At 60.5% G+C, this 26,865-nt stretch carries 25 protein-coding genes and 1 pseudogene; 5 read left to right on the top strand and 21 right to left on the bottom strand.

The features are described 5' to 3' along the window. Window positions 1-27 precede the first annotated feature (27 nt). The 7 genes from rpoS to ispF form a co-directional block, all read right to left on the bottom strand. Window positions 28-1,026, bottom strand: coding sequence for an RNA polymerase sigma factor RpoS (rpoS, locus tag UF78_RS06805; protein WP_045161315.1), 999 nt, complete (start codon window positions 1,024-1,026; stop codon window positions 28-30). 101 nt (window positions 1,027-1,127) lie between these two features. Next, the gene (locus tag UF78_RS22545) at window positions 1,128-1,943 is read right to left on the bottom strand and encodes a peptidoglycan DD-metalloendopeptidase family protein (protein WP_080890564.1); all 816 of its coding nucleotides are present in this window, start codon (window positions 1,941-1,943) and stop codon (window positions 1,128-1,130) included. Window positions 1,944-1,990: 47 nt separating this feature from the next. Next, window positions 1,991-2,926, bottom strand: coding sequence for a DUF368 domain-containing protein (locus tag UF78_RS06795; RefSeq protein WP_045161313.1), 936 nt, complete (start codon window positions 2,924-2,926; stop codon window positions 1,991-1,993). Window positions 2,927-2,943: 17 nt separating this feature from the next. Beyond that, window positions 2,944-3,579, bottom strand: coding sequence for a protein-L-isoaspartate(D-aspartate) O-methyltransferase (locus tag UF78_RS06790; RefSeq protein ID WP_045161325.1), 636 nt, complete (start codon window positions 3,577-3,579; stop codon window positions 2,944-2,946). A gap of 41 nt (window positions 3,580-3,620) precedes the next feature. Then, on the bottom strand, window positions 3,621-4,370 hold the full coding sequence (gene surE / locus UF78_RS06785) for a 5'/3'-nucleotidase SurE (RefSeq protein ID WP_045161312.1): 750 nt from the start codon (window positions 4,368-4,370) through the stop codon (window positions 3,621-3,623). Then, the gene (gene truD / locus UF78_RS06780) at window positions 4,370-5,410 is read right to left on the bottom strand and encodes a tRNA pseudouridine(13) synthase TruD (protein WP_045161311.1); all 1,041 of its coding nucleotides are present in this window, start codon (window positions 5,408-5,410) and stop codon (window positions 4,370-4,372) included. The genes surE and truD overlap by 1 nt, the downstream gene beginning before the upstream one ends. Next, complete coding sequence (gene ispF, locus UF78_RS06775; RefSeq protein WP_045161310.1) at window positions 5,407-5,880, bottom strand: 2-C-methyl-D-erythritol 2,4-cyclodiphosphate synthase; 474 nt, start codon at window positions 5,878-5,880, stop codon at window positions 5,407-5,409. The genes truD and ispF overlap by 4 nt, the downstream gene beginning before the upstream one ends. Before the next feature lie 198 nt (window positions 5,881-6,078). Here ispF and UF78_RS06770 point away from each other — a divergent pair, with 198 nt between their 5' ends. Then, the gene (locus UF78_RS06770; protein WP_045161309.1) at window positions 6,079-6,381 is read left to right on the top strand and encodes an ArsR/SmtB family transcription factor; all 303 of its coding nucleotides are present in this window, start codon (window positions 6,079-6,081) and stop codon (window positions 6,379-6,381) included. A gap of 38 nt (window positions 6,382-6,419) precedes the next feature. Then, window positions 6,420-7,469 carry an alkene reductase gene (locus tag UF78_RS06765; protein WP_045161308.1) on the top strand — a complete coding sequence of 350 codons (1,050 nt, stop codon included), beginning with the start codon at window positions 6,420-6,422 and terminating at the stop codon, window positions 7,467-7,469. Between the two features lie 155 nt (window positions 7,470-7,624). Here the strand turns inward: UF78_RS06765 and fghA are convergent, their stop codons facing one another. Next, window positions 7,625-8,470, bottom strand: a complete 846-nt coding sequence (gene fghA / locus UF78_RS06760; protein ID WP_045161307.1) for an S-formylglutathione hydrolase — start codon at window positions 8,468-8,470, stop codon at window positions 7,625-7,627. Between the two features lie 65 nt (window positions 8,471-8,535). Beyond that, window positions 8,536-9,651 (bottom strand): S-(hydroxymethyl)glutathione dehydrogenase/class III alcohol dehydrogenase, encoded by a 1,116-nt coding sequence (locus tag UF78_RS06755; protein WP_045161306.1) that lies wholly within the window; start codon window positions 9,649-9,651, stop codon window positions 8,536-8,538. A gap of 134 nt (window positions 9,652-9,785) precedes the next feature. Between UF78_RS06755 and UF78_RS06750 the strand changes: the two genes are divergently transcribed. The 3 genes and pseudogenes from UF78_RS06750 to UF78_RS06740 all read left to right on the top strand — a co-directional run bounded on the left by UF78_RS06750 (window position 9,786) and on the right by UF78_RS06740 (window position 12,377). Further along, a complete protein-coding gene (locus tag UF78_RS06750; protein ID WP_045161305.1) occupies window positions 9,786-10,685 on the top strand; it encodes a LysR family transcriptional regulator in 900 nt (299 codons plus the stop codon). A gap of 139 nt (window positions 10,686-10,824) precedes the next feature. Then, window positions 10,825-11,124 (top strand): annotated as a pseudogene (gene hpf, locus UF78_RS06745) (ribosome hibernation-promoting factor, HPF/YfiA family); the annotation flags it as partial. Window positions 11,125-11,210: 86 nt separating this feature from the next. Further along, the gene (locus UF78_RS06740; RefSeq protein WP_045161303.1) at window positions 11,211-12,377 is read left to right on the top strand and encodes a hypothetical protein; all 1,167 of its coding nucleotides are present in this window, start codon (window positions 11,211-11,213) and stop codon (window positions 12,375-12,377) included. Between the two features lie 51 nt (window positions 12,378-12,428). Here the strand turns inward: UF78_RS06740 and ispD are convergent, their stop codons facing one another. The 12 genes from ispD to fabZ all read right to left on the bottom strand — a co-directional run bounded on the left by ispD (window position 12,429) and on the right by fabZ (window position 26,783). Continuing rightward, on the bottom strand, window positions 12,429-13,121 hold the full coding sequence (gene ispD / locus UF78_RS06735) for a 2-C-methyl-D-erythritol 4-phosphate cytidylyltransferase (protein ID WP_045161324.1): 693 nt from the start codon (window positions 13,119-13,121) through the stop codon (window positions 12,429-12,431). A gap of 8 nt (window positions 13,122-13,129) precedes the next feature. After that, window positions 13,130-13,408 carry a cell division protein FtsB gene (gene ftsB / locus UF78_RS06730; protein WP_045161323.1) on the bottom strand — a complete coding sequence of 93 codons (279 nt, stop codon included), beginning with the start codon at window positions 13,406-13,408 and terminating at the stop codon, window positions 13,130-13,132. Window positions 13,409-13,595: 187 nt separating this feature from the next. Further along, on the bottom strand, window positions 13,596-14,885 hold the full coding sequence (eno, locus tag UF78_RS06725) for a phosphopyruvate hydratase (protein WP_045161302.1): 1,290 nt from the start codon (window positions 14,883-14,885) through the stop codon (window positions 13,596-13,598). A gap of 33 nt (window positions 14,886-14,918) precedes the next feature. Then, window positions 14,919-15,764, bottom strand: a complete 846-nt coding sequence (gene kdsA / locus UF78_RS06720; RefSeq protein WP_045161301.1) for a 3-deoxy-8-phosphooctulonate synthase — start codon at window positions 15,762-15,764, stop codon at window positions 14,919-14,921. After that, entirely contained in the window at window positions 15,761-17,392 is a 1,632-nt protein-coding gene (locus UF78_RS06715) for a CTP synthase (RefSeq protein WP_045161300.1), read from the bottom strand. Before UF78_RS06715 ends, kdsA begins: the two co-directional genes overlap by 4 nt. A gap of 141 nt (window positions 17,393-17,533) precedes the next feature. Then, window positions 17,534-18,853 (bottom strand): tRNA lysidine(34) synthetase TilS, encoded by a 1,320-nt coding sequence (gene tilS / locus UF78_RS06710; protein WP_045161299.1) that lies wholly within the window; start codon window positions 18,851-18,853, stop codon window positions 17,534-17,536. A 178-nt stretch (window positions 18,854-19,031) separates the two neighbouring features. Beyond that, the gene (locus UF78_RS06705) at window positions 19,032-19,982 is read right to left on the bottom strand and encodes an acetyl-CoA carboxylase carboxyltransferase subunit alpha (protein ID WP_021206575.1); all 951 of its coding nucleotides are present in this window, start codon (window positions 19,980-19,982) and stop codon (window positions 19,032-19,034) included. Window positions 19,983-20,170: 188 nt separating this feature from the next. After that, window positions 20,171-23,692 carry a DNA polymerase III subunit alpha gene (dnaE, locus tag UF78_RS06700; RefSeq protein ID WP_045161297.1) on the bottom strand — a complete coding sequence of 1,174 codons (3,522 nt, stop codon included), beginning with the start codon at window positions 23,690-23,692 and terminating at the stop codon, window positions 20,171-20,173. Window positions 23,693-23,793: 101 nt separating this feature from the next. Next, window positions 23,794-24,435, bottom strand: coding sequence for a ribonuclease HII (rnhB, locus tag UF78_RS06695; RefSeq protein WP_045161295.1), 642 nt, complete (start codon window positions 24,433-24,435; stop codon window positions 23,794-23,796). Continuing rightward, window positions 24,435-25,568, bottom strand: coding sequence for a lipid-A-disaccharide synthase (lpxB, locus tag UF78_RS06690; RefSeq protein ID WP_045161294.1), 1,134 nt, complete (start codon window positions 25,566-25,568; stop codon window positions 24,435-24,437). The genes rnhB and lpxB overlap by 1 nt, the downstream gene beginning before the upstream one ends. Window position 25,569: 1 nt before the next feature. After that, entirely contained in the window at window positions 25,570-26,346 is a 777-nt protein-coding gene (gene lpxA / locus UF78_RS06685; RefSeq protein ID WP_045161293.1) for an acyl-ACP--UDP-N-acetylglucosamine O-acyltransferase, read from the bottom strand. Then, entirely contained in the window at window positions 26,343-26,783 is a 441-nt protein-coding gene (fabZ, locus tag UF78_RS06680; protein WP_045161292.1) for a 3-hydroxyacyl-ACP dehydratase FabZ, read from the bottom strand. Before fabZ ends, lpxA begins: the two co-directional genes overlap by 4 nt. Between the last annotated feature and the right edge of the window lie 82 nt (window positions 26,784-26,865).

The raw sequence follows: 26,865 nt of genomic DNA, 5'->3' as shown, positions 1-26,865 counted from the left end.
CGCTCGGCAAGGGGTAGTACGGGGGCGTTAACGGAACAGGGATTCGCTCGAAAGGCCGTTACGCTCGAGAATTTCACGCAAGCGTTTGAGTGCCTCGACCTGGATCTGCCGTACCCGCTCACGGGTCAAGCCGATTTCCTGGCCAACTTCCTCTAAAGTGCAGCTCTCATGACCACGCAAACCGAAGCGGCGGATTACCACTTCACGCTGCTTCTCGGTCAGATCGGACAACCACTGGTCGATGCTCTCTGACAGGTCATCGTCGAGCAGCAGATCGCAAGGATCACTCGGCCGGTCGTCGGTCAGTGTGTCAAGCAACGTCTTGTCCGTGTCTGGCCCTAGCGATACATCCACCGAAGTCACACGTTCATTGAGCCCCAGCATCCGTTTAACCTCTGCAACCGGCTTTTCGAGCAGATTGGCGATCTCCTCCGGGCTGGGTTCGTGATCGAGCTTCTGGGTCAGCTCACGGGCGGCGCGCAGATAGACGTTCAGTTCCTTGACCACATGTATCGGCAGGCGAATGGTGCGGGTCTGGTTCATGATCGCCCGCTCGATGGTCTGTCGAATCCACCAAGTGGCGTAGGTGGAGAAACGGAAACCACGCTCGGGATCGAATTTCTCGACAGCCCGAATCAGCCCAAGGTTGCCCTCCTCGACCAGATCCAGCAATGACAACCCCCGGTTCACGTAGCGCCGAGCAATCTTCACCACCAATCGCAGGTTGCTTTCGATCATGCGCTTGCGCCCCGCCGGATCGCCCTTTTGCGCGAGGCGTGCGTAATGCACTTCCTGTTCGGGAGTCAGGAGAGGAGAAAATCCGATTTCGTTGAGGTACAGCTGAGTGGCGTCGAGCGCCCGGGTGTAATCGATGAACTTGTGTTGCTTGACAGTTGCGGTCTTGGATCGGGTGCCAGCTGAACCGACGCGAGGCAGGTCACCGATCGGTTCGACCTCCGCGGAAGGTTCCATGAGTAGAACGGCATCGTCTACGTCAAACTCCGGCACTTCTTTTTTGAGAGCCATTATTGTTTTCCTGTTCTGAGTTCGACAACAGGCTCGGGCGACACGCACTCCCTGGTAACGCTCAAGCCCCTCCTAGTGCCGGAACAGGAAAATAATACAAATCAGCGCTTGGGTAGGTATTGCAGAGGATCTACGGGTTTGCCTTGGCGGCGAATCTCGAAATGCAGCTTCACCCGGTCGGTTCCAGTCGATCCCATCTCGGCAATTCTTTGCCCAGCCTTGACTTGTTGACCCTCCTGAACCAGCAGCCTGCGGTTATGACCGTAGGCACTTACATAGGTATCGCTGTGCTTGATGATCACAAGTTCGCCGTAACCCCGTAAACCACTACCGGCGTACACAACAGCCCCATCAGAAGCAGCTAAAACAGGCTGTCCTAATTCCCCGGCGATATCAATGCCTTTATTCAAACTGCCGTTTGAGGAAAACCGGCCTATTACAGTACCGCCCGCAGGCCAGGCCCAGCCACTTGCGGAGCGGGTTACAGGAGTGACCGGTGTGGTCGCCACGGGCGTTTTGGGCGCCGGCACGCTGGGCCGGGTCAAAGGCGGTGGCGTCGGGACCGGTGTCGCGACCACCACAGGCTTAGAACTTGGCGCAGGAGGAGCCGGACGGGTGGCTACGGTCCGTGGTGCCTGCCCACTGAAACGAATCGCCTGTCCCGGATAAATGACATGAGGCGGACTGATGCCGTTGACCCGTGCCAGATCGCGCCAATCCCAGCCAAAGCGAAAGGCGATCGACCACAGCGTATCGCCGCGCTGGACGACATACTGGCCACTGGTCACACGATCGCGACTATTACGATCCACGACATGCACGCCACCCGAAGGTGAGCTGGCACACCCGGCAAGCAAGGTAGCCGCCACGATGGCGGCAAGTGCGCAACGGATGGACGAAGTGCTTATCCACCGCATGGTGGCTGTGAGCTTCACTGCTCGCTCCCTTTGATCGACAAGACTGTTCAGACCGTTTCCGCCAGTGGCTGACGCCGTCCGGCGAACCACTCGAGTCCGAGCACGAGGGCAACGCCAGCCACCGCCAACAGTACGGCCAGCAACAGCTGCGGATCCTGTCCGGTCAGCTCGCCATAAGTACCGGGCAGCAAGTTCTGCTCGACTAGTGGCACCCGCTGACCATGGGAATCCAGGCGCCAGGTCAAGGTTTCCTTCCACGGCCATACCTTGTTCAGCGAGCCGAGCATCAACCCGGTCAGGAACGCCAGGGTGAGATCCCGCCAGCGCAACAACACCCAGCTCAGCAAGCGGGCGAAACTCAGCAGGCCGACAAGACATCCCGCCGCGAAGGTCAGCATGACTCCCAGGTCCAAAGCCTTGACGGCCCCTAGAATGACTGGATATAGCCCAAGTAGTACCAGGATGAAGCTACCGGAAATACCTGGCAGGATCATCGCGCAAATGGCGATGGCGCCGGCAAAGAACAGACTGATGCTGCTCGCGCTCCATTGCATGGGTGCCGCGACGGTAATCCAGTAGGCAAAGCCGATCCCTGCGCACAGGCTGACCAGACGTGACACGCTGCGTCTTTGGATTTCTTTGCTGACCAGATGCACCGAAACCAGAATCAGACCGAAGAAAAACGACCAGACCGGAATCGGATGATGCTCCAGCAGATAGGTGATCAGCTTGGCCAAGCTGAGCACGCTGGTTAGGATGCCGGCGAACAGCACCAGCAGAAAACTCGCGTTGGCGATACGCCACGCTTCGCTGATGCGACCACGCAGCAATGGGCCGAGCGCATTGGGCACAGCACCGATGGAACGCAGCAATTCGTCGTAGATACCTGTGATGAAGGCTACTGTTCCGCCCGACACGCCCGGAACCACATCCGCCGCGCCCATGGCCATGCCTTTGGCGTACAACATCAACGCGTTTTTCATGCTTCCTTCCGCTGAGATCAAACTACAGGTCCATTGAGCAGCGGCACGAAGCGCACGGTGTCCAGCAGGTGGCGGGAAAAACCGTCTTCCTCTCGAATGATCAGCATCAATTGCTGGACTTCGCCAACCCCGACCGGTATCACCAGCCGCCCGCCGGGAGCCAGTTGATCGAGCAGGGCCTGTGGCACATCGGCTGCCGCCGCGGTAACGATGATGCCGTTGTAGGGCGCCAATGCAGGCCAGCCTTCCCAACCATCACCCCAGCGAAAGACCACGTTGCGCAACTTGAGTTCGACCAGACGCTCTTTTGCCCGATCTTGCAGCGCCTGGATGCGCTCGACTGAGAAAACCCGCTCGACCAGTTGCGCCAACACGGCTGTCTGGTAACCGGAACCGGTGCCGATCTCCAGTACCTTGTCCAGTGGTCCGTTGGCCAGCAACAGTTCACTCATGCGGGCGACCATGAATGGCTGCGAAATCGTCTGGTTGTGGCCGATTGGCAGCGCGGTATCTTCATAGGCGCGATGGGACAGGGCTTCATCGACGAAAAGATGGCGCGGTGTGCGTCGGATGACTTCGAGAACGCGCGCGTCCGATAGGCCTTCCTCGTAAAGCCGTTGAATCAGGCGGTCACGGGTGCGTTGCGAGGTCATGCCCGTGCCGTGGCGCAGCAGGTCGTCTGGTCCGCGGTGGTTCACAGTACACCCTCCAGCCAGTTATCGAGTCCCTTGAACGCCTCGTGGAAGGTCCGGTCGAGCTGTAGCGGGGTGATCGAAACGTAGCCCTGCATCACCGCATGGAAATCGGTACCCGGTCCGCCGTCTTCGACGTCACCGGCGACCGAAATCCAATAGCCGTCCTTACCTCGCGGGTTCGCCTGCTTGACCGGAGGCTTGGCGCGGCGACGGTGGCCGAGCCGGGTCAGCTGGATGCCACGGATGTGATCGAGCGGCAGGTTAGGCACGTTGACGCTGAGCACGGTACGCGGCGGAAGATCGAGCGTCTGTTGGTGCTCGACTAGCTTGCGCGCGACATAGGCGGCGGTCGGCAGGTTGTCGGGCAGCCGGGACACCAACGAAAACGCGAACGCGGGTTGGCCGGTGAAGCGCCCCTCGATGGCCGCTGCCACGGTGCCGGAATACAGCACGTCGTCGCCCAGATTGGCACCCATGTTGATGCCGGAAACCACCATATCGGGTGCTTCGTCCAGCAGTCCGTTGATACCCAGATGAACACAATCGGTGGGTGTACCGTTCACGCCGATGAAACCGTTCGGCATGGTTATCGGATGAAGCGGGCGATCCAGCGTCAATGCGCTGCTGGCGCCGCTCATGTCCTGGATTGGGGCAACCACCTTGCACTCGGCGTAATCCGCCAGCGCGTCATAAAGCGCGGCGAGCCCAGGTGCATACACCCCGTCGTCGTTGGCGATCAGAATACGCATCAAATGTCCGTCTGCCCTGCCAGGCTGACCAGTTCACGCACCACAGCAGTGGCGAAGCACCCGGTCGGCAGGACGAATTCAAGTTGCAGAATGTCAGGCTCGGGATAATGCCACGACAAGCCGCCGATGGGGAGGCGAAGAGTGCGCCGCTCATGCTTCATTCCGGCTTCTGCGAGCCACTTGGCGATTGACGGTTCCGCTACTGCGGTCCGTGCCTCAAGCGCTTGTACTTCGCCTGTAGCTGGCGACTCTCCAGCGCCCCAGAGCGGCCCTGTGGGGTGCAGATCGAGCAGTGCCAGCCGAGGATCAGCGCACTCGGCTTCGCCTGCAGGGAAAAAGCTGCGGCTATCGGTAAACGCAAGCAGATCCCCCACCAACGCTTGATTCCAGCTGCCCGCGGCCACCCGCTCGGCCAGCACCCGATTGAACAGGTAGCTGCGCCCAGCCGACAGCAGGCGCGAGCGCAGATTGCGTTGAGCCGGCAGTTCCTGGCGGTTGGCGTATTCACGTGCGCCCTGGACGTTGCCGCCCTCGAAACCAAATCGCTGCAGGCCGAAATAATTAGGGATGCCGTGAGTCTTGATTCGCTCGAGGCGAACGTCCAGCACTGCCCGGTCTGCGCGTAAGTCGGTCAGCCGCAGGGTGAAACCATTAGCCGAATGCGCGCCGCGTTGCAGCTTGCGTTGATGACGGCCCGCCTGGAGGATTTTAAGCGTTTCGTCTTCGGCCTTGCCAAGCTGCGGATCGGCCTTGCCCGGAAGATGCAGGCTGAACCACTGACGGGTCAGCGCCTGACGATCCTTCAGGCCGGCATAGCTGATGCTCCGCGCCGGCACGCCAGCCGCCCGGGCAATCCGGCGCGCTGCTTCCTCGGTATTCAAATTGCGCTTTTCCACCCAGAGCCAGAGGTGCTCGCCTGTGCCTGACAAGGGAATGTCCAGGACCTCGTCCACCTGAAAGTCCTCGGCGACGGCCTTGAGCACGGCAGTGCCACAGGGCTCACCGTGAGCCCTCGGGCCAAGCAGCTGATCTTCGTTCATGCATTGACCAGCAGTGCGACCGCGTGCACGGCGATGCCTTCTTCACGCCCGGTGAAGCCAAGCTTCTCGGTCGTGGTGGCCTTGACGTTGACCTGGTCCAGTCCGACTTGCAGGTCCTCGGCGATCAGGCTGCGCATCATCTCGATATGAGGCGCCATCTTCGGTGCCTGCGCGACGATGGTGGCGTCCACGTTGCCAACCTTCCAGCCCTTGGCCTGCACCTGCTTGAGCACATGCCGGAGCAGCACCCGGCTGTCGGCACCCTTGAATGCGGGGTCGGTATCAGGAAAGTGCTTACCGATGTCTCCTAGCGCTGCGGCGCCCAGCAGCGCATCGCTCAAAGCGTGGAGCAACACATCACCATCCGAATGGGCGAGCAAGCCGAATCCATGAGGAATCTGCACGCCACCCAGCGTGACGAAATCCCCCTCGCCAAAACGGTGCACGTCATAGCCATGGCCGATACGCATAGTCTGATTACCCTGAAAAGACAGCCCGCGATTCTACAGGACGCGACCGCCGGGTGAAGCCGGATACGCAGCGATGCTCTCGGCGGTGGATCGATGAGCGTGATGAACACCATCAACCGGTTCGATCCCATATCGGAAAATCACGATATATAGTTCGCCCCATCGCAATACACCGAACCAGACGAATCAGGCGGACCAATGCCCGACGAACTCGACGATGTCATCAAGGCACTTGCTCACCCACTGCGGCGGGAAATCCTGAAGTGGCTGAAGGAACCTCAACGCTATTTTCCCGAGCAGCATCACTCCCTGGAAAACGGCGTCTGTGCCGGACAGATCGACCAGCGCGCAGGGCTATCGCAATCAACCGTATCCGCTCATCTGGCGACGCTGCAGCGCGCCGGGCTGATCACCAACCGCAAGATCGGCCAGTGGCATTTCTTCAAGCGCAATGAGCCAGCCATCCAGGACTTTCTGACCCGCATCGGTCAGGAACTCTAAGCGTTATAACCGCCCCCTACCCCAGGAGCAGCCTCGCTATGCCTACACTTTTCGACCCCATCAAGATTGGCGATCTGGAGTTGAACAACCGCATCATCATGGCTCCGCTGACCCGCTGCCGCGCCGAACCCGGCCGCGTGCCCGGTGACCTGATCGCCGAGTACTATGGGCAGCGCGCCGAAGCCGGCCTGATCATTAGCGAAGCCACATCGGTCGCGCCGATGGGTGTCGGCTATCCTGACACGCCCGGCATCTGGTCCTCCGAGCAGATCCAGGGCTGGAAAAAGGTCACCGATGCGGTACACGCCAAGGGCGGCAAAATGGTGCTGCAGCTCTGGCACGTGGGCCGGATTTCCGATCCGATCTACCTCGGAGGCGAATTACCGGTTGCGCCCAGTGCGATCAAACCCGCCGGGCATGTCAGTCTGGTTCGCCCGATGAAGAACTACGAAATACCGCGTGCGCTGGAAACGGCTGAAATCGCCGGCATCGTCGAGGCATACCGCAAGGGTGCCGAAAATGCACGCGAAGCCGGTTTCGATGGGGTCGAGATCCACGGCGCCAACGGTTACCTGCTTGATCAGTTTCTGCAGGACAGCACCAACCAGCGCACCGATCAGTACGGCGGCTCCTTGGAAAATCGGGCGCGCCTGATGCTCGAAGTGACCGACGCCGCGATCAGTGTCTGGGGAGCCGGTCGTGTGGGCGTGCACCTGTCACCCCGGGCAGACCTTCATGACATGGGCGATACCAACCTGGCCGAGGCCTTTGGCTACGTCGCCCACGAACTGGGTAAGCGCGGCATTGCGTTCATCTGCAGCCGCGAAAAAGTTGGCGAAGATAGCCTAGGACCGCAACTCAAGCAGATCTTCGGCGGCGTTTACATCGCCAACGAACGTTTCACCAAGGACCAGGCAAACGCCTGGCTGGCAGAAGGCAAGGCAGATGCCGTGGCCTTCGGCGTGCCCTTTATCGCCAATCCTGACCTGGTCCAGCGCCTGCGCCAGAACGCGCCACTCAACGAGCCACGCCCCGAGCTGTTCTATGCCAAAGGTGCCGAAGGCTATACCGATTATCCGTCGCTCTAGCTCCTTGCGATGGAAGGCCCGACCGGCTACCCGGTCGGGCCTTTTTTCTTCCGCTTACAGTACGTGATGCTTCTGGGCATAGCGATCACTCCCGCCATGCGCCCGTCAATCAGACGGCCCGGGGCAAAGGCGTGGACGGTGCTTCGCCCGACACTCTACGCCTTTAGCGCCCGCGCATGATGGCGTAGGTGGTCGTCGATAAAGCTGGCGATGAAGTAATAGCTGTGGTCGTAGCCAGGCTGGATGCGCAGCGTCAATGGATGCTCCGCAGCCTTGGCGGCAGCTTCGAGCGCCTCGGGCTTGAGCTGATTGGCCATGAAGTCATCGCGGTCGCCCTGGTCCACCAGGATCGGCAGTTTTTCCTCGGCCTTGGCGATCAGCGCGCAGGCATCCCATTCACGCCAACGGGAACGATCCGCGCCCAGATACCCGGAAAAGGCCTTTTCGCCCCAAGGGCAATCGGCGGGATTGCTGATGGGCGCGAAGGCGGACAACGAATGGTAGCGCCCCGGATTCCTCAATGCGCAAACCAGGGCACCGTGCCCACCCATCGAATGCCCACTGATGCCGCGCCTGTCTGAAACCGGGAAATTGGCCTCGATCAATGCAGGCAGCTCATCGACGACGTAATCGTGCATACGGTAGTGCTGAGCCCAGGGCTCCTCGGTGGCGTTGAGGTAGAATCCCGCACCGAGGCCGAAATCGTAGGCGGCGGCAGGATCATCCGGTACATCCGGGCCGCGTGGACTGGTATCCGGCGCGACGATGATCAGCCCGAGCTCCGCGGCCAAGCGATGCGCGCCGGCCTTTTGCATAAAGTTCTCGTCGGAGCAGGTCAGGCCGGACAGCCAGTACAACACCGGCAGCTTCTCGCCCTGCTCGGCCTGGGGCGGCAGATATACCGCAAAGATCATGTCGCAGTTCAAACTGGTCGAACGGTGCCGATAGCGCTTGTGCCAGCCACCGAAGCTCTTCTGGCAGGAAATGTTCTCAAGGCTCATAGGCCCTCCTGGCAGCACGCCACATCGGCCGGTATGGGCCGGGTCGATGCGGCGCGACATACTGATCAAAAATGAATGACGGTCCGAATGCTCTTGCCTTCATGCATCAGATCGAACGCTTTATTGATCTCGTCCAGCCCCATATTGTGGGTGATGAAGGTATCCAGCGGGATCTCGCCCTTCTGCGCCTTTTCCACGTAGCTCGGCAGCTCGGTGCGCCCCTTGACCCCACCGAAGGCACTGCCACGCCAGACCCGCCCGGTGACCAGCTGGAAGGGACGGGTGCTGATCTCCGCACCGGCCGGCGCCACGCCAATGATGGTCGACTCCCCCCAGCCCTTGTGGCAGCACTCCAGTGCGGCGCGCATCAGCTGCACGTTACCGATGCACTCGAAGCTGTAATCGACGCCGCCGTCGGTCATCTCCACGATGACGTCCTGGATCGGCTTGTCGTGGTCCTTCGGGTTGACGAAGTCGGTGGCGCCCAATTCCTCGGCGATGGCGAACTTCGACGGGTTGATGTCGATGCCAATGATGCGCGAAGCCTTGGCCATCTTGGCTCCGATGATTGCCGCCAGGCCGATGCCGCCGAGACCGAAGATGGCCACGGTGGCGCCCTCCTCCACCTTGGCGGTGTTGAGCACCGCACCAATACCGGTGGTCACGCCACAGCCCAGCAGACAGACCTTGTCCAGTGGCGCTTCCTTCGGGATCACCGCCACGGACACTTCCGGCAGCACGGTGTACTCGGAAAAGGTCGAACAACCCATGTAGTGGTAGACCGGCTGGCCCTGGTAGGAGAAGCGGCTGGTGCCGTCCGGCATCAGGCCTTTGCCCTGGGTCGCGCGAACCGAGCTGCACAGGTTGGTCTTGTTGGATTTACAGAATTTGCATTGACCGCACTCGGCCGTATACAGCGGGATCACGTGATCGCCTACAGCCACCGAGGTCACGCCCTCGCCCACGGCCTCAACGATACCGCCACCCTCATGCCCGAGGATGCAGGGGAACACGCCCTCCGAGTCCTGACCGGACAGCGTATAGGCATCGGTATGGCAAACACCTGAGGCGACGATACGCACCAGCACCTCACCGGCCTTGGGCGGCTCGACGTCCACTTCCACGATCTGCAAGGGTTGATTAGGGGCGAAGGCGACTGCCGCGCGGGATTTGATGGTCATGGACTCTACTCGCGAGTGGTTAACAGTGCCAGGCAGTGTAGTTTGCTTGGCCGCCAGGGTTAATGGCTCGATTATGGAAACATTATTGCCATATGGGGATAATCAGGCACACCCTACCACTGCAGGAGTTACCGATGAATCGCTGGGAAGGTCTTGATGAATTCGTCGCCGTAGCCGAATGCGCAAGCTTCATGCGTGCGGCCGAGCAGTTACGGGTTTCGTCTTCGCATATCAGCCGTCAGGTGGCGCGCCTCGAAGAACGCCTGCAGGCTCGGCTGCTCTACCGCACCACGCGGCGAGTATCGCTGACGGAGGCCGGCCACACGTTTCTGGCGCGCTGCCAGCGGTTGATCGAGGAGCGCGACGAAGCCTTTCATGCCATCAGCGATCTGCACGCCTCACCGACAGGCCTGCTGCGCATGACCGCCGCGGTGGCTTATGGCGAGCGCTTCATCGTACCGCTGGTCAACGAGTTCATGGCGCAGCATCCACAGCTGCGAGTCGAGATCGAACTCTCGAACCGCACCCTTGACCTGGTCCAGGAGGGCTACGATCTGGCGATACGCCTCGGTCGGCTCAGCGAGTCGCGTCTGGTGGCAACGCGACTGGCACCTCGCGCCATGTATCTCTGTGCAGCGCCAGCCTATCTTGAGCACTACGGGCGGCCACACACCTTGTCGGAGTTGGCGCGCCATAACTGCCTGGTCGGCACGGGTGACACTTGGATGCTTCAAGTGGACGGCCGCGAGCACCCCTTCAAACCCACCGGCAACTGGCGCTGCAACAGCGGTCAGGCAGTGCTCGACGCCGCGCTGCGTGGCTTCGGCCTCTGCCAACTGCCGGACTATTACGTACAAGAACCGCTACGCCGTGGCGAACTGGTTTCGCTTTTGGAGGCCAACCAGCCACCGAACACGGCGGTCTGGGCCGTGTATCCGCAGCGACGGTACCCTCTGCCGAAAGTGCGATTGCTGATCCATGCGCTCAAGGAAGGACTTTCCATGCGCCCCGAGTACCGTGACGAACGCGATTGAGTTGCGACTGCGCCGCGCGTCCGACTGCCAAGCTCAGGCGGAACCCGGCTATTCTGGCCACGTCGATATTCTGTAGCCGGTGCCCTTTGCGCTTTGCGCTTTGCCTGGAGCTATCCGGCGATTCAATCAGGAGGACATCATGCAGATTCTGGTGAACAGCAATCACAGCGTCAACGTAACCAGCAACCTGGAGGAGCACGTAAAGGCAACGGTGGAGAGCGAGCTGGAGCGTTTCGATGATCAGCTGACCCGAGTCGAAGTTCATCTCAACGACGAGAACAGCGGAAAGAAGGGCCCTCAGGACAAGCGCTGCCAGATGGAGGCCAGGGTCAAAGGCCACGAGCCGATCTCGACGACCCACAAGGCCGACTCCATGACACTTGCCATCGATGGTGCCGCAGAGAAGCTCAGCCATGCACTGGCGCATGCGCTGGATAAGTTCAACCATCATTGATAACGACCTGCCGAACCAGGCCGTTCACATCACGAGGGACCGAACCATCTGATTTATTAGAGAGGCCGTGCATGAACAGATTGCTCGATCGTGAAACCATGTCTCAACTGCTGGCAAAGCGCGAAGCCCCTTGTCTGTCGTTATACCAGCCCACCCATCGCAGCTTTCCCGAGCGCCAGCAAGACCCTATCCGTTTCAAGCACCTGGTCCGTCAGCTCGAGGACTCGCTCAAGCAGCAAGGCCGCGCAGACCAGGCCAAGACTTTGCTCAAGCCATTCCATGACCTGATCGACGACATCGATTTCTGGAATTCCAACCGTGACGGACTGGCGGTGTTCGGTGCGGCAGACTACTTCGAGGTATTCCGCCTGCAACGCAGCGTGCCGGAGCTCGCCGTCGCCAATGACCGTATGCACCTCAAACCGTTGCTGCGCATTGCCCAGTCCGCCGACCGTTATCAGATCCTCGCGATCACACTGGACTCGGTTCGCCTGTTCGAGGGCAACCGTGACGGCATCGACGAAGTGCCGCTCGCCGATGGCGTTCCGAAAACCCTGGAGGAAGCACTTGGTCGTGAGCTGACCGAAAAAGGCCAAACCGGATTTCCTCAAGGCTACGGTCGCGCCAGCGAGCGCGGCGATCCGATGCAGATGGAAAGCGGAGGTGCTGGCCGGCAGGATGAGATCGATCGGGACCGCGAGCGCTTCTTCCGGGAGGTGGACCGCGCCATTCTCGAACACCATAGCCGCAGATCCCGGCTGCCATTGATCCTCGCCGCGCTGCCAGAGCACCAGTTTCATTTTCGCAAGCTCAGCCACAACGAGTTCCTGCTACCGGAGGGCATCGAGAACGATGCTTCGCTGCTCAGCTACGATGAGTTGCGGGAGAAGAGCTGGATGGTTATGCAGCCGCGTTACCTCAAGCGCCTGGAGGGCTTCATCGACCAGTACGGAGAATCACGCGGGCAGGGCCTGGCCAGCGATGAGCTCGAACAGATCGGCCAGGCTACCCTTGAAGGACGCGTAGCAACATTACTCGTCGAAGCCGAGCGGCAGATTCCGGGTGTGGCGGATAAGCAGCAGGGCAAGGCGCTAGCGGTCGATGATGACTCGGCCACCACGCCCGACCTGCTCGATGAGTTGTCTATCTGGACGATTGAGCAAGGCGGTGAAGTAATCTCGGTACCAACCGAACGCATGCCGACCCAGAGCGGCGCGGCTGCGATCTATCGTTACTAGTCGGGAGACGACGGGCCCTCGCCAATCGACCGAACTGAACAGCGCTGACGATCAGGATTGCCAGCGCTGTTCCAACCAGTGCAGATCTTCCGGGCGAGTGATCTTGAGATTATCCGAACGCCCCTCGATCAGTTTCGGGCTGTGCCCCGCCCACTCCAGCGCCGAAGCCTCGTCGGTGACCGGCGCGCCAGCTTCGAGCGCGCCGGCGAGCGCATCACGTAGCACGCCGAGGCGAAACATCTGTGGGGTGAAGGCCTGCCAGATCACGCTGCGATCGATGGTTTCCTGCACGCGTCCGTCGTCCCCGGCCCGTTTCAGCGTATCGCGCGCAGGTACAGCGAGCAAACCGCCGACCGGATCATCCATCAATTCACCGAGCAGTCTATCGATATCATCTCGCGCCAGGTTAGGACGCGCCGCATCATGGACCAGCACCCACTCTTCGTCTCGTGCGCCCAATTCCGCTAAACGACGCAGCCCCGAAAGTACCGACTCGGCACGTTCGGCTCCACCATCGGAACGCTGAATGCGCGAATCACTGGCGCTCTCCAGCCGGGGCCAGTAGGGATCTGCGGGCGCCAGGCTGACCACCAATCCCAGCAATCGGGGATGATCGAGAAAGCAGTCAAGGGTATGTTCGATGATCGTCTTGCCGGCCAGAGGCAAGTACTGTTTGGGCCGATCGGCACGCATACGGCTGCCAACACCGGCAGCCGGAATGACAACCCAGAACGACGGAAGCATGGCCACGCTCACTCGGTGAGCTGGTAGAGAGTTTCGCCCTCTTTGACCATGCCGAGTTCGTGGCGAGCACGCTCCTCGACCGTTTCCATGCCCTGCTTGAGTTCCATCACTTCAGCTTCAAGAATGCGGTTGCGTTCGAGCAGGCGTTGATTTTCGCCCTGCTGTTCGGCGATCTGCTTGTTCAGCCCACTGACCTGAGCGAGGCTGCCCTCACCCACCCAAAGGCGGTATTGCAGCCCGCCCAGCAGCAGGATCAGTACGACGAACAACCAGTGGGGACTGCGCATGGAGGGCATGGAACGGATTCGATTGATTTCCAGTAACGGTGTATGGGCGGCGGTCGGGGACATGCTTGGGCCTTCCTTTGCTGAACGAGCAGTCTGCAAGCGCCGCTTGTACGAACGACCATAGCAGCGCTGATCCTTATCCACAAAAAAAGGGCGACTAACGCCGCCCTTTCTAGCATGCCTGGGCTCAGCCGCGAAACTCGGCACGACCCTTGTAGGCTGCTTTTCCGCCGAGCTGCTCTTCGATACGCAGCAGTTGGTTGTATTTCGAAACGCGATCGGAACGGCACAGCGAGCCGGTCTTGATCTGACCTGCGGCAGTACCAACAGCCAGGTCGGCGATGGTGCTGTCCTCGGTCTCGCCGGAGCGATGCGAGATTACGGCTGTGTAACCGGCGGCCTTGGCCATCTGGATGGCTTCAAGGGTTTCAGTGAGCGAGCCGATCTGGTTGAACTTGATCAGGATCGAGTTACCAATGCCCTTCTCGATGCCTTCCTTGAGGATCTTGGTGTTAGTCACGAACAGATCGTCGCCAACCAGCTGGACCTTCTTGCCAATCTTGTCGGTCAGAACCTTCCAGCCGTCCCAGTCGGACTCGTCCATGCCATCTTCGATGGAGATGATCGGATAGCGCTCGGACAGGCCAGCCAGGTAATCGGCGAAGCCAGCCGCGTCGAAGACCTTGCCTTCACCGGCCAGGTCGTACTTGCCGTTCTCGAAGAACTCGCTGGAAGCGCAGTCGAGGGCCAGCGTGACGTCGTCGCCGAGCTTGTAACCGGCGTTGGCCACGGCTTCGGCAATGGCTGCCAGCGCGTCCTCGTTGGACGCCAGGTTCGGCGCAAAACCACCTTCATCACCGACCGAGGTGCTCAGGCCACGCGCCTTGAGCACGGCTTTCAGGTGATGGAAGATTTCCGCGCCCATGCGCAGCGCATCGGCAAAGGTCTTGGCCCCAACCGGCTGCACCATGAACTCTTGGATATCGACGTTGTTGTCGGCATGTTCGCCGCCGTTAATGATGTTCATCATCGGTACCGGCATGGAGTACTGACCAGGCGTGCCGTTGAGGTTGGCGATGTGTGCGTACAGCGGCAGGTCTTGGTCCTGAGCAGCGGCTTTGGCAGCAGCCAGCGAAACCGCGAGGATTGCGTTGGCGCCCAGCGATGCCTTGTTCTCAGTGCCGTCCAGCTCGATCATAGCGCGGTCGAGTGCTTTCTGATCCAGCGGATTCTTGCCCAGAAGCAGATCACGGATTGGACCGTTGATGTTGCTGACGGCCTTCAGCACACCCTTGCCCATATAACGGCTCTTGTCGCCATCACGCAGTTCCAGCGCCTCGCGGGAACCGGTAGAAGCACCGGACGGCGCACAGGCGCTGCCGATGATGCCGTTATCCAGGATAACGTCCGCTTCCACGGTGGGGTTGCCACGGGAGTCGAGAACTTCACGCCCTTTGATGTCGACGATCTTTGCCATTTTTATTAACACTCCGTAGATAGCTTCAAGGCTTCAAGCAGTTTCGATTGGCGAAAAATTCTTGATCAGATCATCCAGCTGCTTGAGCTGGGTGAGAAAGGGTTCGAGCTTGTCCAGACGCAAGGCGCAAGGGCCGTCACACTTGGCATTGTCCGGATCGGGGTGCGCTTCGAGGAAGAGGCCGGCAAGCCCCTGGCTGAGCCCGGCCTTGGCCAGATCGGTAACCTGAGCACGGCGGCCACCGGCCGAATCGGCACGGCCACCCGGCATTTGCAGTGCGTGGGTCACATCGAAGATCACCGGATACTGCATGCGCTTCATGATGTCGAAGCCGAGCATGTCGACGACCAGATTGTTGTAGCCGAACGACGAACCGCGCTCGCAGAGAATCAGCTGATCGTTACCGGCCTCCTCGCATTTGGCGAGGATGTGCTTCATTTCCTGAGGCGCGAGGAACTGAGCCTTCTTGATATTGATCACCGCACCGGTCTTGGCCATGGCAACCACCAGATCAGTCTGGCGCGACAGGAAAGCCGGCAGCTGAATGATGTCGCAGACCTCAGCCACCGGCTGCGCCTGATAGGGCTCGTGAACGTCGGTGATCACCGGCACGCCGAAAGTTTTCTTGACCTCTTCGAAGATGCGCATGCCCTCTTCCAGGCCCGGACCGCGAAATGAGTTGATCGACGAGCGATTGGCCTTGTCGAAACTGGCCTTGAAGATGTATGGAATGCCTAGTTTCTCGGTGACCTTCACGTAGGTTTCGCAGATCTGCAGCGCGAGATCACGGGACTCCAGCACGTTCATGCCGCCAAAGAGTACGAACGGCTTGTCGTTGGCGATCTCGATATTGCCGACGCGGATGGTCTTCTGGCTCATGCCTTGCCCGCCTTATGATCCAGCGCTGCCTTGACGAAACCGCTGAACAACGGATGGCCATCACGCGGCGTGGAGGTGAATTCAGGATGGAACTGGCACGCCACGAACCACGGATGATCCGGCGCCTCGACCACTTCAACCAGCGCACCGTCGCCGGAACGGCCAGTGATCTTCAGACCGGCCGCCTGCAACTGCGGCAACAGGTTGTTGTTCACTTCATAACGGTGGCGGTGGCGCTCGACGATGCGCTCCTTGCCATAGCAAGCAAAGACGTTGGAGCCCGCCTCGAGGCCGCACTCCTGCGCACCCAGGCGCATGGTGCCGCCCAGATCGGACGCATCGGTGCGGGTTTCCACAGTGCCGGTGGCATCCGCCCACTCGGTGATCAGACCGACGACGGGATGGCTGCTGTCTTTGTCGAACTCGGTCGAATTGGCGTCGGTCCAGCCGAGCACGTCACGGGCGAACTCGATTACCGCCACCTGCATTCCGAGGCAGATCCCTAGGTAGGGGATCTTGTTCTCGCGGGCATATTTCACCGTGGCAATCTTGCCTTCCACGCCGCGCAAGCCGAAACCGCCTGGAACCAGAATCGCGTCCATACCTTCCAGCAGGCCGGTGCCCTGGTTTTCGATGTCTTCGGAGTCGATATAGCGGAGGTTCACTTTGGTACGGCTCTGGATGCCAGCGTGGCTCATTGCCTCGATCAGAGATTTGTAGGCATCCAGAAGTTCCATGTATTTGCCGACCATGGCGATGGTGACTTCTTTCTCCGGGTTCAGCTTGGCATCGACCACACGATCCCATTCGGAGAGATCCGCGCCGCCGCACTCCAACCCGAAGCGTTCAACAACGAAGTCATCCAGCCCCTGGGCATGCAGAACGCCTGGGATTTTGTAGATGGTGTCAACGTCTTCAAGGCTGATCACCGCGCGCTCTTCAACGTTTGTGAACAACGCGATCTTGCGACGCGAAGACACATCGATCGGATGATCGGAGCGGCACACCAGCACGTCCGGCTGCAGACCGATGGAACGCAGCTCCTTGACCGAGTGCTGAGTCGGTTTGGTCTTGGTCTCGCCAGCAGTGGCGATGTAAGGCACCAGCGTCAGGTGCATCAGCATGGCGCGCTTGGCGCCGACTTCGACGCGCAGCTGGCGGATCGCCTCGAGGAAGGGTTGCGACTCGATGTCGCCCACGGTACCGCCAACTTCCACCAGAGCGACATCGGCATCACCGGCGCCCTTGATGATGCGGCGCTTGATCTCATCGGTGATGTGCGGGATGACCTGGATGGTCGCACCCAGGTAATCACCGCGGCGCTCGCGACGCAGCACGTCTTCGTAGACGCGGCCGGTGGTGAAGTTGTTGTTCTGGGTCATGGTCGTGCGGATGAACCGCTCGTAATGTCCCAGGTCCAGATCGGTCTCGGCGCCATCATGGGTGACGAACACTTCACCGTGCTGGAACGGGCTCATGGTGCCCGGATCGACGTTGATGTAAGGGTCCAGCTTGAGCATCGTGACCTTCAGGCCCCGCGCCTCCAGGATGGCCGCCAATGAAGCCGAGGCAATGCCTTTCCCCAATGAAGAAACAACACCACCCGTGACGAAGATGTAGCGCGTCATGAAAAACCCTAGAAGTCTGCGTTAAGCGGTCAGCGCCGCCGGGGAAAAGCGAAGGTGCCATTACGCCTGAAGGCGGCAATAGCGCAACTGCCACGGTTTTCGAAGAAAGCCGCAGAAGCTGTATTGGGACGGGAGCGTAGTCTACTCGAAAGACCCCATCAGCTCAAACCTGGCGTCGGCCGGCGGCGTCCAGGACAACGATAGCGCTTGGACATCGAACTGCGGCAGATTCGCCACGGCGACTAGCTCGTCGCCGCAATAGAGCAATGGCAGGCGCGCGCGCGCAAAGCTTGGCAGTCCTGCCTCGTTCAACAAGCGTTTGAGATCACGGTGACCGCGCCCGGGCAAGTTCAACGACTCGCCGCCGCGGCGGTAACGCACCTGCAGCGAACCCTCGGTACCATGCTTTTTCAAGCGCACGCTGCCATTGCCCGGCAACTGCAGGCGACAATCAGGCCGCAGCCAGTCGACCGACGCTGACGGTGTAACCAGCCAAGGCCCGGAAAGCCACCAAATACGCCCGTCGCCCCGATGCAGCTCGCCGTCAGCCAGCGGCCAGATCGGCGCGGCATCCGAGGCGGCGTCACGCAGCGCATCCCAGCCAGCCCAATGATCAGTGTCGGGGAGAGTCGTCCAATTTACCAACCAATGCCGCAGGGCATTACGCTGACGTGCGGGACTTAACGTCCTGAGTGAAGAGAGGCACAGGCTCGGCACCCCTAGCCATGGATAGCGTCCCCCCACCTGGGCTTGTCGCAAATCGATTTCGGCCAGGTCGTTCAACAGATGCTGCGCTTCACCCAGATGCTTAGCAGCCCGCACCATGCTGGTTGCAGCGCTCGGCCAGCGCTGCTGTAGCACCGGCATGACCCGATGACGGAGAAAGTTGCGCGAATGGTCGAAGCACTGATTGCTTGGATCTTCGACCCAAACCAGCCCGTGCTCACGTGCATAGACCTCAAGCTCGTTGCGTCCAACATCCAGCAACGGCCGCACCAGCCAACCTTCACCCAGCGCTCGAACCGCAGGCATACCGGCCAAGCCGCGTACACCGGCACCGCGCAGCAGGCGAAAGAGCATGGTTTCAGCTTGGTCGTCCCGATGTTGCGCGGTGAGCAACACCTCAGCAGGTTTCAGATGCTCACTAAAGACTTCATAGCGTGCCTCCCTGGCGGCACGCTCGAGACTCGGTCCAGACGCAACTTGCACATGCGCGACGCGTAGCGTCACCCCCAGCCGCTCACAGACCGACTGACAATGCGTCGGCCATTCCTCGGCCGCGGGCTGCAGGCCGTGGTGAACATGAATCGCGCTTATCGGTGGCAGCTGCTCGCGAGTCGACAAACGCGCCAACAGATGCAGCAGCACGGTCGAATCGAGCCCCCCGGAAAACGCCACGCGCCAATGCGGCGCGGTACGCCAGGGTTGCAAGGCATCAAGCAGGCGTGACTCGAGGGACATGGGGTAGCAGCTCTGCAAACATGAATACCGATACGGAAACACAGCATAAACCGGAAAGGCCTGGCACTAGCCGCTCGCTTACCGCACGCCTTAGGAGGGCTTGCGCCAGAGGTCTTTCGGCAGGCACAAAAAACGGCGGATAGTCCGCCGTTTCTGTATGTCCCGATAACCGCAACTATCAGGCGATGCCGTAGCTCATCAGACGCTCGTAGCGCCGCGTGAGCAAGGCTTCAGTGTCGAGCCCCTTGAGCATATCGAGCTGAGCAGTCAGTTCTTCACGCAGGGATGCAGCGGTCGACGCAGGATTGCGATGGGCGCCACCCAGGGGCTCGGAAATCACCTTGTCGACGATACCCAGATCCTTCAGGCGTTCTGCGGTGACACCCATGGCTTCGGCCGCTTCCGGCGCCTTGTCCGCGGTACGCCAGAGAATCGAGGCACAGCCTTCGGGGGAGATCACCGCGTACGTGGAATATTGCAGCATGTTCAGCTGGTCGCAGACGCCGATGGCCAGCGCCCCGCCCGAACCGCCCTCACCGATCACGGTTGCGATGATCGGCGTCTTCAGGCGCGCCATGACCCGAAGATTCCAGGCAATCGCCTCGCTCTGGTTGCGCTCTTCGGCATCGATACCCGGATAGGCGCCCGGCGTGTCGATGAAGGTCAGAATCGGCATCTTGAAGCGCTCGGCCATTTCCATCAGCCGGCATGCCTTGCGGTAGCCCTCCGGGCGCGGCATGCCGAAGTTGCGACGAACCTTTTCGCGGACCTCACGACCTTTCTGATGGCCGATAACCATGACCGGTTCACCGTTCAGGCGAGCCGTTCCGCCGACGATCGCGGCGTCATCGGAGAAATGGCGATCGCCATGCAGCTCTTCGAATTCGGTAAAGAGGTGGCTGATGTAATCGAGCGTATAGGGACGCTGCGGGTGGCGAGCCAGACGGGCGATCTGCCAGCTGGTGAGATTGCCGAAAATGCTCTCGGTGAGCGACTCGCTCTTATCCTGCAGGCGGGCAATCTCATCGCCGATGTTTAGCGAGTTGTCGTTACCAACCAGGCGCAATTCTTCGATCTTGGCTTGCAGGTCGGCGATCGGCTGTTCGAAATCGAGAAAATTCGGGTTCATAGGCATCCGTCATGCGTCGACGGCCAGGCGGCCGGGAGGCTGTTCCGTTTTTTGCGCCCTACCTTACGGGACGGACGCATTCAGGTCGAACAAAAAATGTTCGCAATCATGACCCGATCAACGATCGGGCCGGTCGGGCGTCACTCGGACCGCACGCCAGTATCGGCGCGCAAATCCGCTACGTCCCGCTATCGGTATTGCAGAAAGACGTTGTCGCGCCCGAACTGGTCACGCAATGCCTGTATCAAGTTGTCGGCCGGGTCGATCCGCCAGCTTTCGCCGAACTGCAAAAGGGCCCGCGCGTCGCTACCTGTATATTCCAGCGTGATCGGACAGGCGCCGCGGTGTCGCCCGCAGACATCGGCCAGCCAGCGTACTCGATCACCCTTCAGCGCATCGCTGGCGACCTTCACACGCAGGCTTTCAGCCAGCCCGGTACGCGCCTCCTCCAGACTCATCACCCGCTTGGCCCGCAGGCGTAGACCGCCCGAGAAATCGTCGTTGCTCACCTCACCCTCCACCACCACGAGCGCGTCAGTCTGCAGCAGTGCCTGGGCACTGTTGAAGGCTTCGGCAAAAAGCGAGGCTTCGATGCGCCCGGAACGGTCATCGAGAGTGATGAAGCCCATCTTGTCGCCCTTCTTGTTCTTCATCACACGCAAATTGACGATTAGCCCGGCAACGGTCTGCTCGCCCCGCGCCGGGCGCAGATCGATGATTCGCTGGCGGGCGAAGCGGCGCACTTCACCTTCGTATTCGTCGATCGGATGTCCGGTCAGATAGAGCCCGAGGGTGTCCTTCTCGCCCTTGAGGCGCTCTTTCAGCGATAACTCCCGCGCCTTGCGGTGATTGGCATAGACGTCCGCCTCCGGCTCGGCGAACAGACCGCCGAACAGGTCCATGTGGCCACTGTCGAGGCTGCGAGCGGTCTGCTCGGCCGCCTGGACGGCTTCTTCCATGGCCGACAGGAGAACCGCACGATTGCGATCGATGTTGGCCTGATAGGTCTTGGGCTCGTCGGAGAAATAAGGGCCGAGGCGGTCCAGTGCGCCACCGCGGATCAGCGCTTCGAGTGTCCGCTTGTTGATGCGCTTGAGGTCGACGCGACTGCAGAAATCGAACAGGTCCTTGAACGGCCCCCCTTCGTTGCGGCATTCGCAGATCGCCTCCACCGGCCCCTCACCGACGCCCTTGATGGCGCCCAGCCCATAGATGATCCGCCCTTCGTCGCTGACGGTGAACTTGAACTCGGAGTTGTTCACATCCGGTGCGTCGATGCGCAGCTTCATGCTGCGGCATTCTTCGATCAGCGTGACCACCTTGTCGGTGTTGTGCATGTCCGCTGATAGCACCGCCGCCATGAACGGCGACGGATGATGCGCCTTCAGCCAGGCGGTCTGGTACGAGACCAGGCCATAGGCCGCCGAGTGCGACTTGTTGAAACCGTAGCCGGCGAACTTTTCCACCAGGTCGAAGATGTTGCCGGCCAGGTCGGCATCGATGCCGTTCTTGGCGCAGCCCTCGATGAAACCGCCCCGCTGCTTGGCCATTTCTTCGGGCTTTTTCTTACCCATGGCGCGGCGCAGCATGTCCGCCTGGCCGAGGGTATAACCGCCCATGACCTGAGCGATCTGCATGACCTGTTCCTGGTACAGGATGATGCCGTAGGTAGGCGCCAGCACCGGCTTGAGGCCTTCGTACTGGTAATCCGAATGCGGATAGGAAATTTCCGCGCGACCGTGTTTACGGTTGATGAAATCATCGACCATGCCCGACTGCAGCGGACCGGGACGGAACAGCGCCACCAAAGCGATGAGATCTTCCAGGCAGTCGGGCTTGAGCTTCTTGATCAGCTCCTTCATGCCGCGCGATTCAAGCTGGAACACCGCCGTAGTTTCGGCCTTCTGTAGCAGCGAGAACGTCGGTTTGTCATCCAGCGGGATGAAGTCGATGTTCAGCGGCTCCAGACCCTTTTTGGCCTGTTCACGGTTGATCGTCTCCATGGCCCATTTGATAATCGTCAGGGTCCGCAGGCCGAGGAAGTCGAACTTGACCAGACCGGCTTGTTCCACGTCGTCCTTGTCGAACTGGGTGACCAGGCTGCCACCCTCGTCATCGCAGGCGATCGGCGCAAAATCGGTGAGTTTGGTCGGCGCGATCACCACCCCACCGGCATGCTTACCGGTACCACGGGTAATGCCTTCGAGCTTGAGCGCCATGTCCCAGATTTCCCGGGCATCCTCGTCAACGGCCAGGAAATCCCGAAGCGGCTCTTCCATTTCATAGGCTTTTTCGAGCGTCATGCCGACTTCGAAAGGGATCATCTTCGAGAGTCGGTCGGCCAGTCCGTAGGACTTGCCCTGCACGCGCGCCACATCACGCACCACGGCCTTCGCCGCCATGGTGCCGAAGGTGATGATCTGGCTGACCGCGTTGCGGCCGTACTTTTCGGCCACATAATCGATGACCCGATCGCGCCCATCCATGCAGAAGTCGACGTCGAAGTCGGGCATGGAGACCCGTTCCGGATTGAGGAAGCGTTCGAACAGCAGGTCATAGGCCAGCGGATCGAGATCGGTGATCTTCTGCACGTAGGCCACCAGCGAGCCGGCACCCGAGCCCCGCCCGGGCCCTACCGGCACACCGTTATTCTTCGCCCACTGGATGAAGTCCATAACGATCAGAAAGTAACCCGGGAAGCCCATCTGAATAATGATGTCGAGCTCGAAGTTCAGCCGGTCGACATAGACCTGCTTCTTCGCCTCGTAGTCGGGCGTGTCCTTGGGCAGCAGCACCTCGAGGCGCTCCTCGAGACCGTCGAACGAGACCTTGCGGAAGTACTCATCCATGGTCATGCCGGCCGGCACCGGGAAGTCCGGCAGGAAGTAGGTGCCCAGCTGCACTTCGATATTGCAGCGACGAGCGATTTCGACCGTATTTTCCAGCGCCTCGGGCAGATCGCTGAACAACTCCCACATTTCCTCGGGCGTCTTCAGGTATTGCTGATCGGAATAGTTGCGCGGGCGCCGCGAGTCATCGAGGGTCCGGCTTTCACCGATGCACACGCGCGTTTCGTGGGCTTCGAAATCTTCCTGCTTAAGAAAGCGCACGTCATTGGTCGCCACCAACGGTACGCTGCAGCGCTGCGCCAACGCCACGGCAGCATGAAGATGCTCTTCGTCGTTGACTCGGCTGGTGCGCTGCACTTCGAGGTAGAACCGCTGCGGAAAGACCGCCTGCCACTCGGCCAGCAGCGCTTCGGCTAGCGCCTCTTCGCCGTCCAGCAGGGCATGACCGATTTCGCCTTCTTTGGCGCCGGACAGCGCGATCAGCCCTTCGGCTGCGGCCTTGACCCAGTCACGCTCGATGATGATTTGATCGTTACGCTGTCCCTCCGTCCAGCCACGCGACACCAGCTCGGTAAGATTCCGATAGCCCTTGCTGTTCATCGCCAACAGCGTCAATCGGCTAAGTGGACCATCTTCATCGCGGCTGGCGAGCCAGATATCGGCGCCACAGATCGGCTTGATTCCAGCCCCTTGGGCAGCCTTGTAGAACTTGACCAGCGAGCACATGTTGCTCTGGTCCGTGACGGCCACCGCCGGCATGCCCGCCCCCGTAACCGCCTTGACCAGCGGCTTGACGCGCACCAGGCCGTCAACCAGAGAGTATTCGGTGTGCAGACGGAGATGGACGAAGGAGACGGGCATGAGTGGACCTTGGACTGGCGAAACGACAAGCCGGGAATTGTACCGGAAAGCCAGGAAGATTAAGGCGGCTGGTGATGGATTGCATCACCAGCCGCGCCGATTCAGACCGACAATGCGACCGTGACGCTCACGGGCTCAGCCTGTGTGGCCTGCTCCAGCAGAATGCGTACTGGCGCGAACGAGCGACGGTGAATAATTGTCGGTCCAAGCCGCTGAAGCGCATCCAGGTGGTTCGGCGTCGGATAGCCTTTATGCGCGGCGAGTCCATAGCCGGGATAGCACAGATCCAGAGCGCACATCTCCCGATCACGGCTGACCTTGGCCAGAATCGAGGCGGCGGCGATGGCAGGCACCCGGCCATCGCCCTGGATTACCGAAGCGCTGGGCACCGCCAGTTGCGGGCAGCGATTGCCATCGATCAGCGCCAGCCGCGGCGTCACGCTCAAACCCTCGACCGCACGCTGCATCGCCAGCATGGTAGCGTGCAGGATATTCAGTTGATCGATCTCCTGCACCTCGGCGCGCGCGATACACCACGCCAGCGCCTTCTCGCAGATCTCATCGAACAGCGCCTCGCGCCGCGCCTCGGTCAGTTTCTTAGAGTCGTTGAGACCTTCGATGGGTCGACGCGGATCGAGGATAACCGCCGCGGTTACAACCGGACCGCAAAGCGGGCCGCGGCCGACCTCATCGACACCGGCAACCAGCTCTTCAACCAGATTGAAATCCAGCCCCATTTGCATCAGTTCGCCCCAACCAGTTCAAGCACCGCGTTGGCCGCCTGAGTGGATGCATCGCAGCGTAGGGCTCGGTGAATGGCGTCGAACCCCTCGGTCTGTACGTCGCCGTTATCCAGCAAGGGCGACAGCAACTGCGCCATCGCCTCTGGAGTCGCCGCATCCTGCAGAAGCTCCGGCACCAGAAGACGCTGAGCCAGCAGGTTGGGCAAGGCCACGTACGGGCTTTTCACCATGCGTTTGAGGATACGAAAGGTCAGCGGCGCGACGCTATAGGCTACGACCATGGGCCGCTTGTACAACAACGCTTCGAGCGTCGCGGTACCGGAGGCGATCAGCACCGCGTTGCAGGCAGCCAACGCCTCGTGGGATCGCCCATCGAGCAGCGTCAACGGAAGATCTCGCCCCGCCAGCATCTGCTCGAGCTGAACACGGCGTTCGGGACTGGCACAAGGCACCACGAAACGAATACCCGGGCGCATCGAACGAAGCCGGTCGGCGGCGCTGAGGAAGAGCTCACCGAGGCGCCCCACCTCACCGCCGCGGCTGCCCGGCATCAGCGCGACGATCGGACATTCCTGCGGAAGATTCAGCACAGCCCTGGCAGCCGCGCGATCAGGCTCCAGTGGAATTGCATCGGCCAGCGGATGACCAACGAAACGAACCGCTACCTGATGAGCGTCGTAGAACTTCGCCTCGAAGGGAAATAGCGTGAGCATCAGGTCACAGGCATCGCGAATCTTCAACACGCGCTTCTGCCGCCAGGCCCAGACCGAAGGGCTGACGTAATGCACGGTCTTGATACCGCTGCGCCGCAGTTTAAGTGCCAGGTCCAGGTTGAAATCCGGCGCGTCGATGCCGATGAAAACATCAGGCCGCACGTCGAGGAAGGTTTTCAACAACCGCTTGCGGCGCGCCAGCAATTCAGGCAGCCGACCGAGCACCTCCACCAGCCCCATCACGGCCAGGCGCTCCATCGGAAAATAGGATTTCAGCCCCTGCGCCTCCATCCGAGGGCCACCGATACCGATGAACTGGACACCCGGATGCTGCGCCTTGAGCGCCTGCATCAGACCGGAGCCGAGAATGTCGCCGGACGCTTCGCCGGCCACCAGCGCGACTGTCAGCGGCTTGGACATATCAGCGCGTAATACCGCGATTCGAGGATTGCACCGAGTCCCGAAACAACGCCACTTCCGGAAACGTCTGAGCATCGTCAGCGAGCGCAGCCAATGCGGCTTCGACCGTCAGCCCCTTGCGATAGACCACTTTGTAGGCGTTGCGCAATGCCAGAATGGCTTGCGCGCTGAACCCCCTGCGGCGCATGCCTTCGAAGTTCATGCTGCGCGCCTCGGCTGGGTTGCCGAATACGGTGACGAACGCCGGAACGTCCTTGCCGATCGCAGTGCCCATCCCCGAAAAGCTGTATGCGCCGATATGACAGTACTGATGAACCAGGGTATAGCCAGACAGAATCGCCCAGTCGCCCACGTGCACATGCCCCGCCAGCGCGGTGTTGTTCACCAGGATACAGTGGTTGGCAATCACGCTGTCATGGCCGATATGCGCGTAGGCCATGATCAGGTTGTGGTCGCCGATGGTGGTTTCGCTTCGATCCTGCACGGTACCGCGGTGAATGGTCACGCCTTCGCGAATCACGTTGTGATCGCCGATGACTAAGCGGGTCGGTTCACCCTTGTACTTGAGGTCGGGCGTATCTTCACCTACCGAAGAAAACTGGAAAATTCGATTGTACCGACCGATACGGGTCGGTCCCTTGATGATCACGTGAGACGCGATCACCGTCCCCTCGCCTATTTCGACGTCCGGGCCGATGATCGACCAAGGTCCGACCTGGACGTCATCCGCCAGCCGGGCCGCAGGATCGACGATGGCGCGAGGGTCGATCAAACTCATATCTTCTGTTCCGCACAAATGATTTCGGCAGAGCATACGGGCTTGCCATCAACGCTGGCGCGGCAATCGAACTTCCAGATCCCACGCTTGGCACTGATGAAGGTTGCTTCGAGAATCAATTGATCGCCCGGAACAACCGGCTGACGAAAACGCAGCTTATCCGAACCGACGAAATAATAAAGTGTGCCATCGGCTGGCTTCACCCCCATCATCTTGAAACCGAGCAGCCCGGCGGCCTGCGCCATGGCTTCGATAATCAGCACACCCGGCATGATTGGATGCTGCGGGAAATGCCCGTTAAAGAAGGGTTCGTTGATGGTGACGTTCTTGTAGGCGCGAACCCGCTTGGCATCCGTGTCCAACTCCACCACCCGATCAACCAACAGAAAGGGGTAACGGTGCGGAAGGTATTCGCGAATCTCGTTGATATCCATCATATGTAGAAAAAGCCCGTAAGGATTATGGGAGCCAGCACGGCACCGCTGCCGTGCAACCCGCTGGCGCGAGCCTTTAGCAGGA

Origin of the sequence: Stutzerimonas stutzeri, from assembly GCF_000952685.1 — a bacterium.
GTDB lineage: Bacteria > Pseudomonadota > Gammaproteobacteria > Pseudomonadales > Pseudomonadaceae > Stutzerimonas > Stutzerimonas stutzeri_E.
Note: the sequence above shows the minus strand (reverse complement) of the source record. Positions and strands in the feature narration are given on the sequence as shown.

What these genes read in the sequence shown, in the direction of transcription:
- rpoS (WP_045161315.1), bottom strand. Translation starts at nt 1,026, where the DNA reads ATGGCTCTCAAAAAAGAAGTGCCGGAGTTTGACGTAGACGATGCCGTT.
- UF78_RS22545 (WP_080890564.1), bottom strand. Translation starts at nt 1,943, where the DNA reads ATGCGGTGGATAAGCACTTCGTCCATCCGTTGCGCACTTGCCGCCATC.
- UF78_RS06795 (WP_045161313.1), bottom strand. Translation starts at nt 2,926, where the DNA reads ATGAAAAACGCGTTGATGTTGTACGCCAAAGGCATGGCCATGGGCGCG.
- UF78_RS06790 (WP_045161325.1), bottom strand. Translation starts at nt 3,579, where the DNA reads ATGACCTCGCAACGCACCCGTGACCGCCTGATTCAACGGCTTTACGAG.
- surE (WP_045161312.1), bottom strand. Translation starts at nt 4,370, where the DNA reads ATGCGTATTCTGATCGCCAACGACGACGGGGTGTATGCACCTGGGCTC.
- truD (WP_045161311.1), bottom strand. Translation starts at nt 5,410, where the DNA reads ATGAACGAAGATCAGCTGCTTGGCCCGAGGGCTCACGGTGAGCCCTGT.
- ispF (WP_045161310.1), bottom strand. Translation starts at nt 5,880, where the DNA reads ATGCGTATCGGCCATGGCTATGACGTGCACCGTTTTGGCGAGGGGGAT.
- UF78_RS06770 (WP_045161309.1), top strand. Translation starts at nt 6,079, where the DNA reads ATGCCCGACGAACTCGACGATGTCATCAAGGCACTTGCTCACCCACTG.
- UF78_RS06765 (WP_045161308.1), top strand. Translation starts at nt 6,420, where the DNA reads ATGCCTACACTTTTCGACCCCATCAAGATTGGCGATCTGGAGTTGAAC.
- fghA (WP_045161307.1), bottom strand. Translation starts at nt 8,470, where the DNA reads ATGAGCCTTGAGAACATTTCCTGCCAGAAGAGCTTCGGTGGCTGGCAC.
- UF78_RS06755 (WP_045161306.1), bottom strand. Translation starts at nt 9,651, where the DNA reads ATGACCATCAAATCCCGCGCGGCAGTCGCCTTCGCCCCTAATCAACCC.
- UF78_RS06750 (WP_045161305.1), top strand. Translation starts at nt 9,786, where the DNA reads ATGAATCGCTGGGAAGGTCTTGATGAATTCGTCGCCGTAGCCGAATGC.
- UF78_RS06740 (WP_045161303.1), top strand. Translation starts at nt 11,211, where the DNA reads ATGAACAGATTGCTCGATCGTGAAACCATGTCTCAACTGCTGGCAAAG.
- ispD (WP_045161324.1), bottom strand. Translation starts at nt 13,121, where the DNA reads ATGCTTCCGTCGTTCTGGGTTGTCATTCCGGCTGCCGGTGTTGGCAGC.
- ftsB (WP_045161323.1), bottom strand. Translation starts at nt 13,408, where the DNA reads ATGCGCAGTCCCCACTGGTTGTTCGTCGTACTGATCCTGCTGCTGGGC.
- eno (WP_045161302.1), bottom strand. Translation starts at nt 14,885, where the DNA reads ATGGCAAAGATCGTCGACATCAAAGGGCGTGAAGTTCTCGACTCCCGT.
- kdsA (WP_045161301.1), bottom strand. Translation starts at nt 15,764, where the DNA reads ATGAGCCAGAAGACCATCCGCGTCGGCAATATCGAGATCGCCAACGAC.
- UF78_RS06715 (WP_045161300.1), bottom strand. Translation starts at nt 17,392, where the DNA reads ATGACGCGCTACATCTTCGTCACGGGTGGTGTTGTTTCTTCATTGGGG.
- tilS (WP_045161299.1), bottom strand. Translation starts at nt 18,853, where the DNA reads ATGTCCCTCGAGTCACGCCTGCTTGATGCCTTGCAACCCTGGCGTACC.
- UF78_RS06705 (WP_021206575.1), bottom strand. Translation starts at nt 19,982, where the DNA reads ATGAACCCGAATTTTCTCGATTTCGAACAGCCGATCGCCGACCTGCAA.
- dnaE (WP_045161297.1), bottom strand. Translation starts at nt 23,692, where the DNA reads ATGCCCGTCTCCTTCGTCCATCTCCGTCTGCACACCGAATACTCTCTG.
- rnhB (WP_045161295.1), bottom strand. Translation starts at nt 24,435, where the DNA reads ATGCAAATGGGGCTGGATTTCAATCTGGTTGAAGAGCTGGTTGCCGGT.
- lpxB (WP_045161294.1), bottom strand. Translation starts at nt 25,568, where the DNA reads ATGTCCAAGCCGCTGACAGTCGCGCTGGTGGCCGGCGAAGCGTCCGGC.
- lpxA (WP_045161293.1), bottom strand. Translation starts at nt 26,346, where the DNA reads ATGAGTTTGATCGACCCTCGCGCCATCGTCGATCCTGCGGCCCGGCTG.
- fabZ (WP_045161292.1), bottom strand. Translation starts at nt 26,783, where the DNA reads ATGATGGATATCAACGAGATTCGCGAATACCTTCCGCACCGTTACCCC.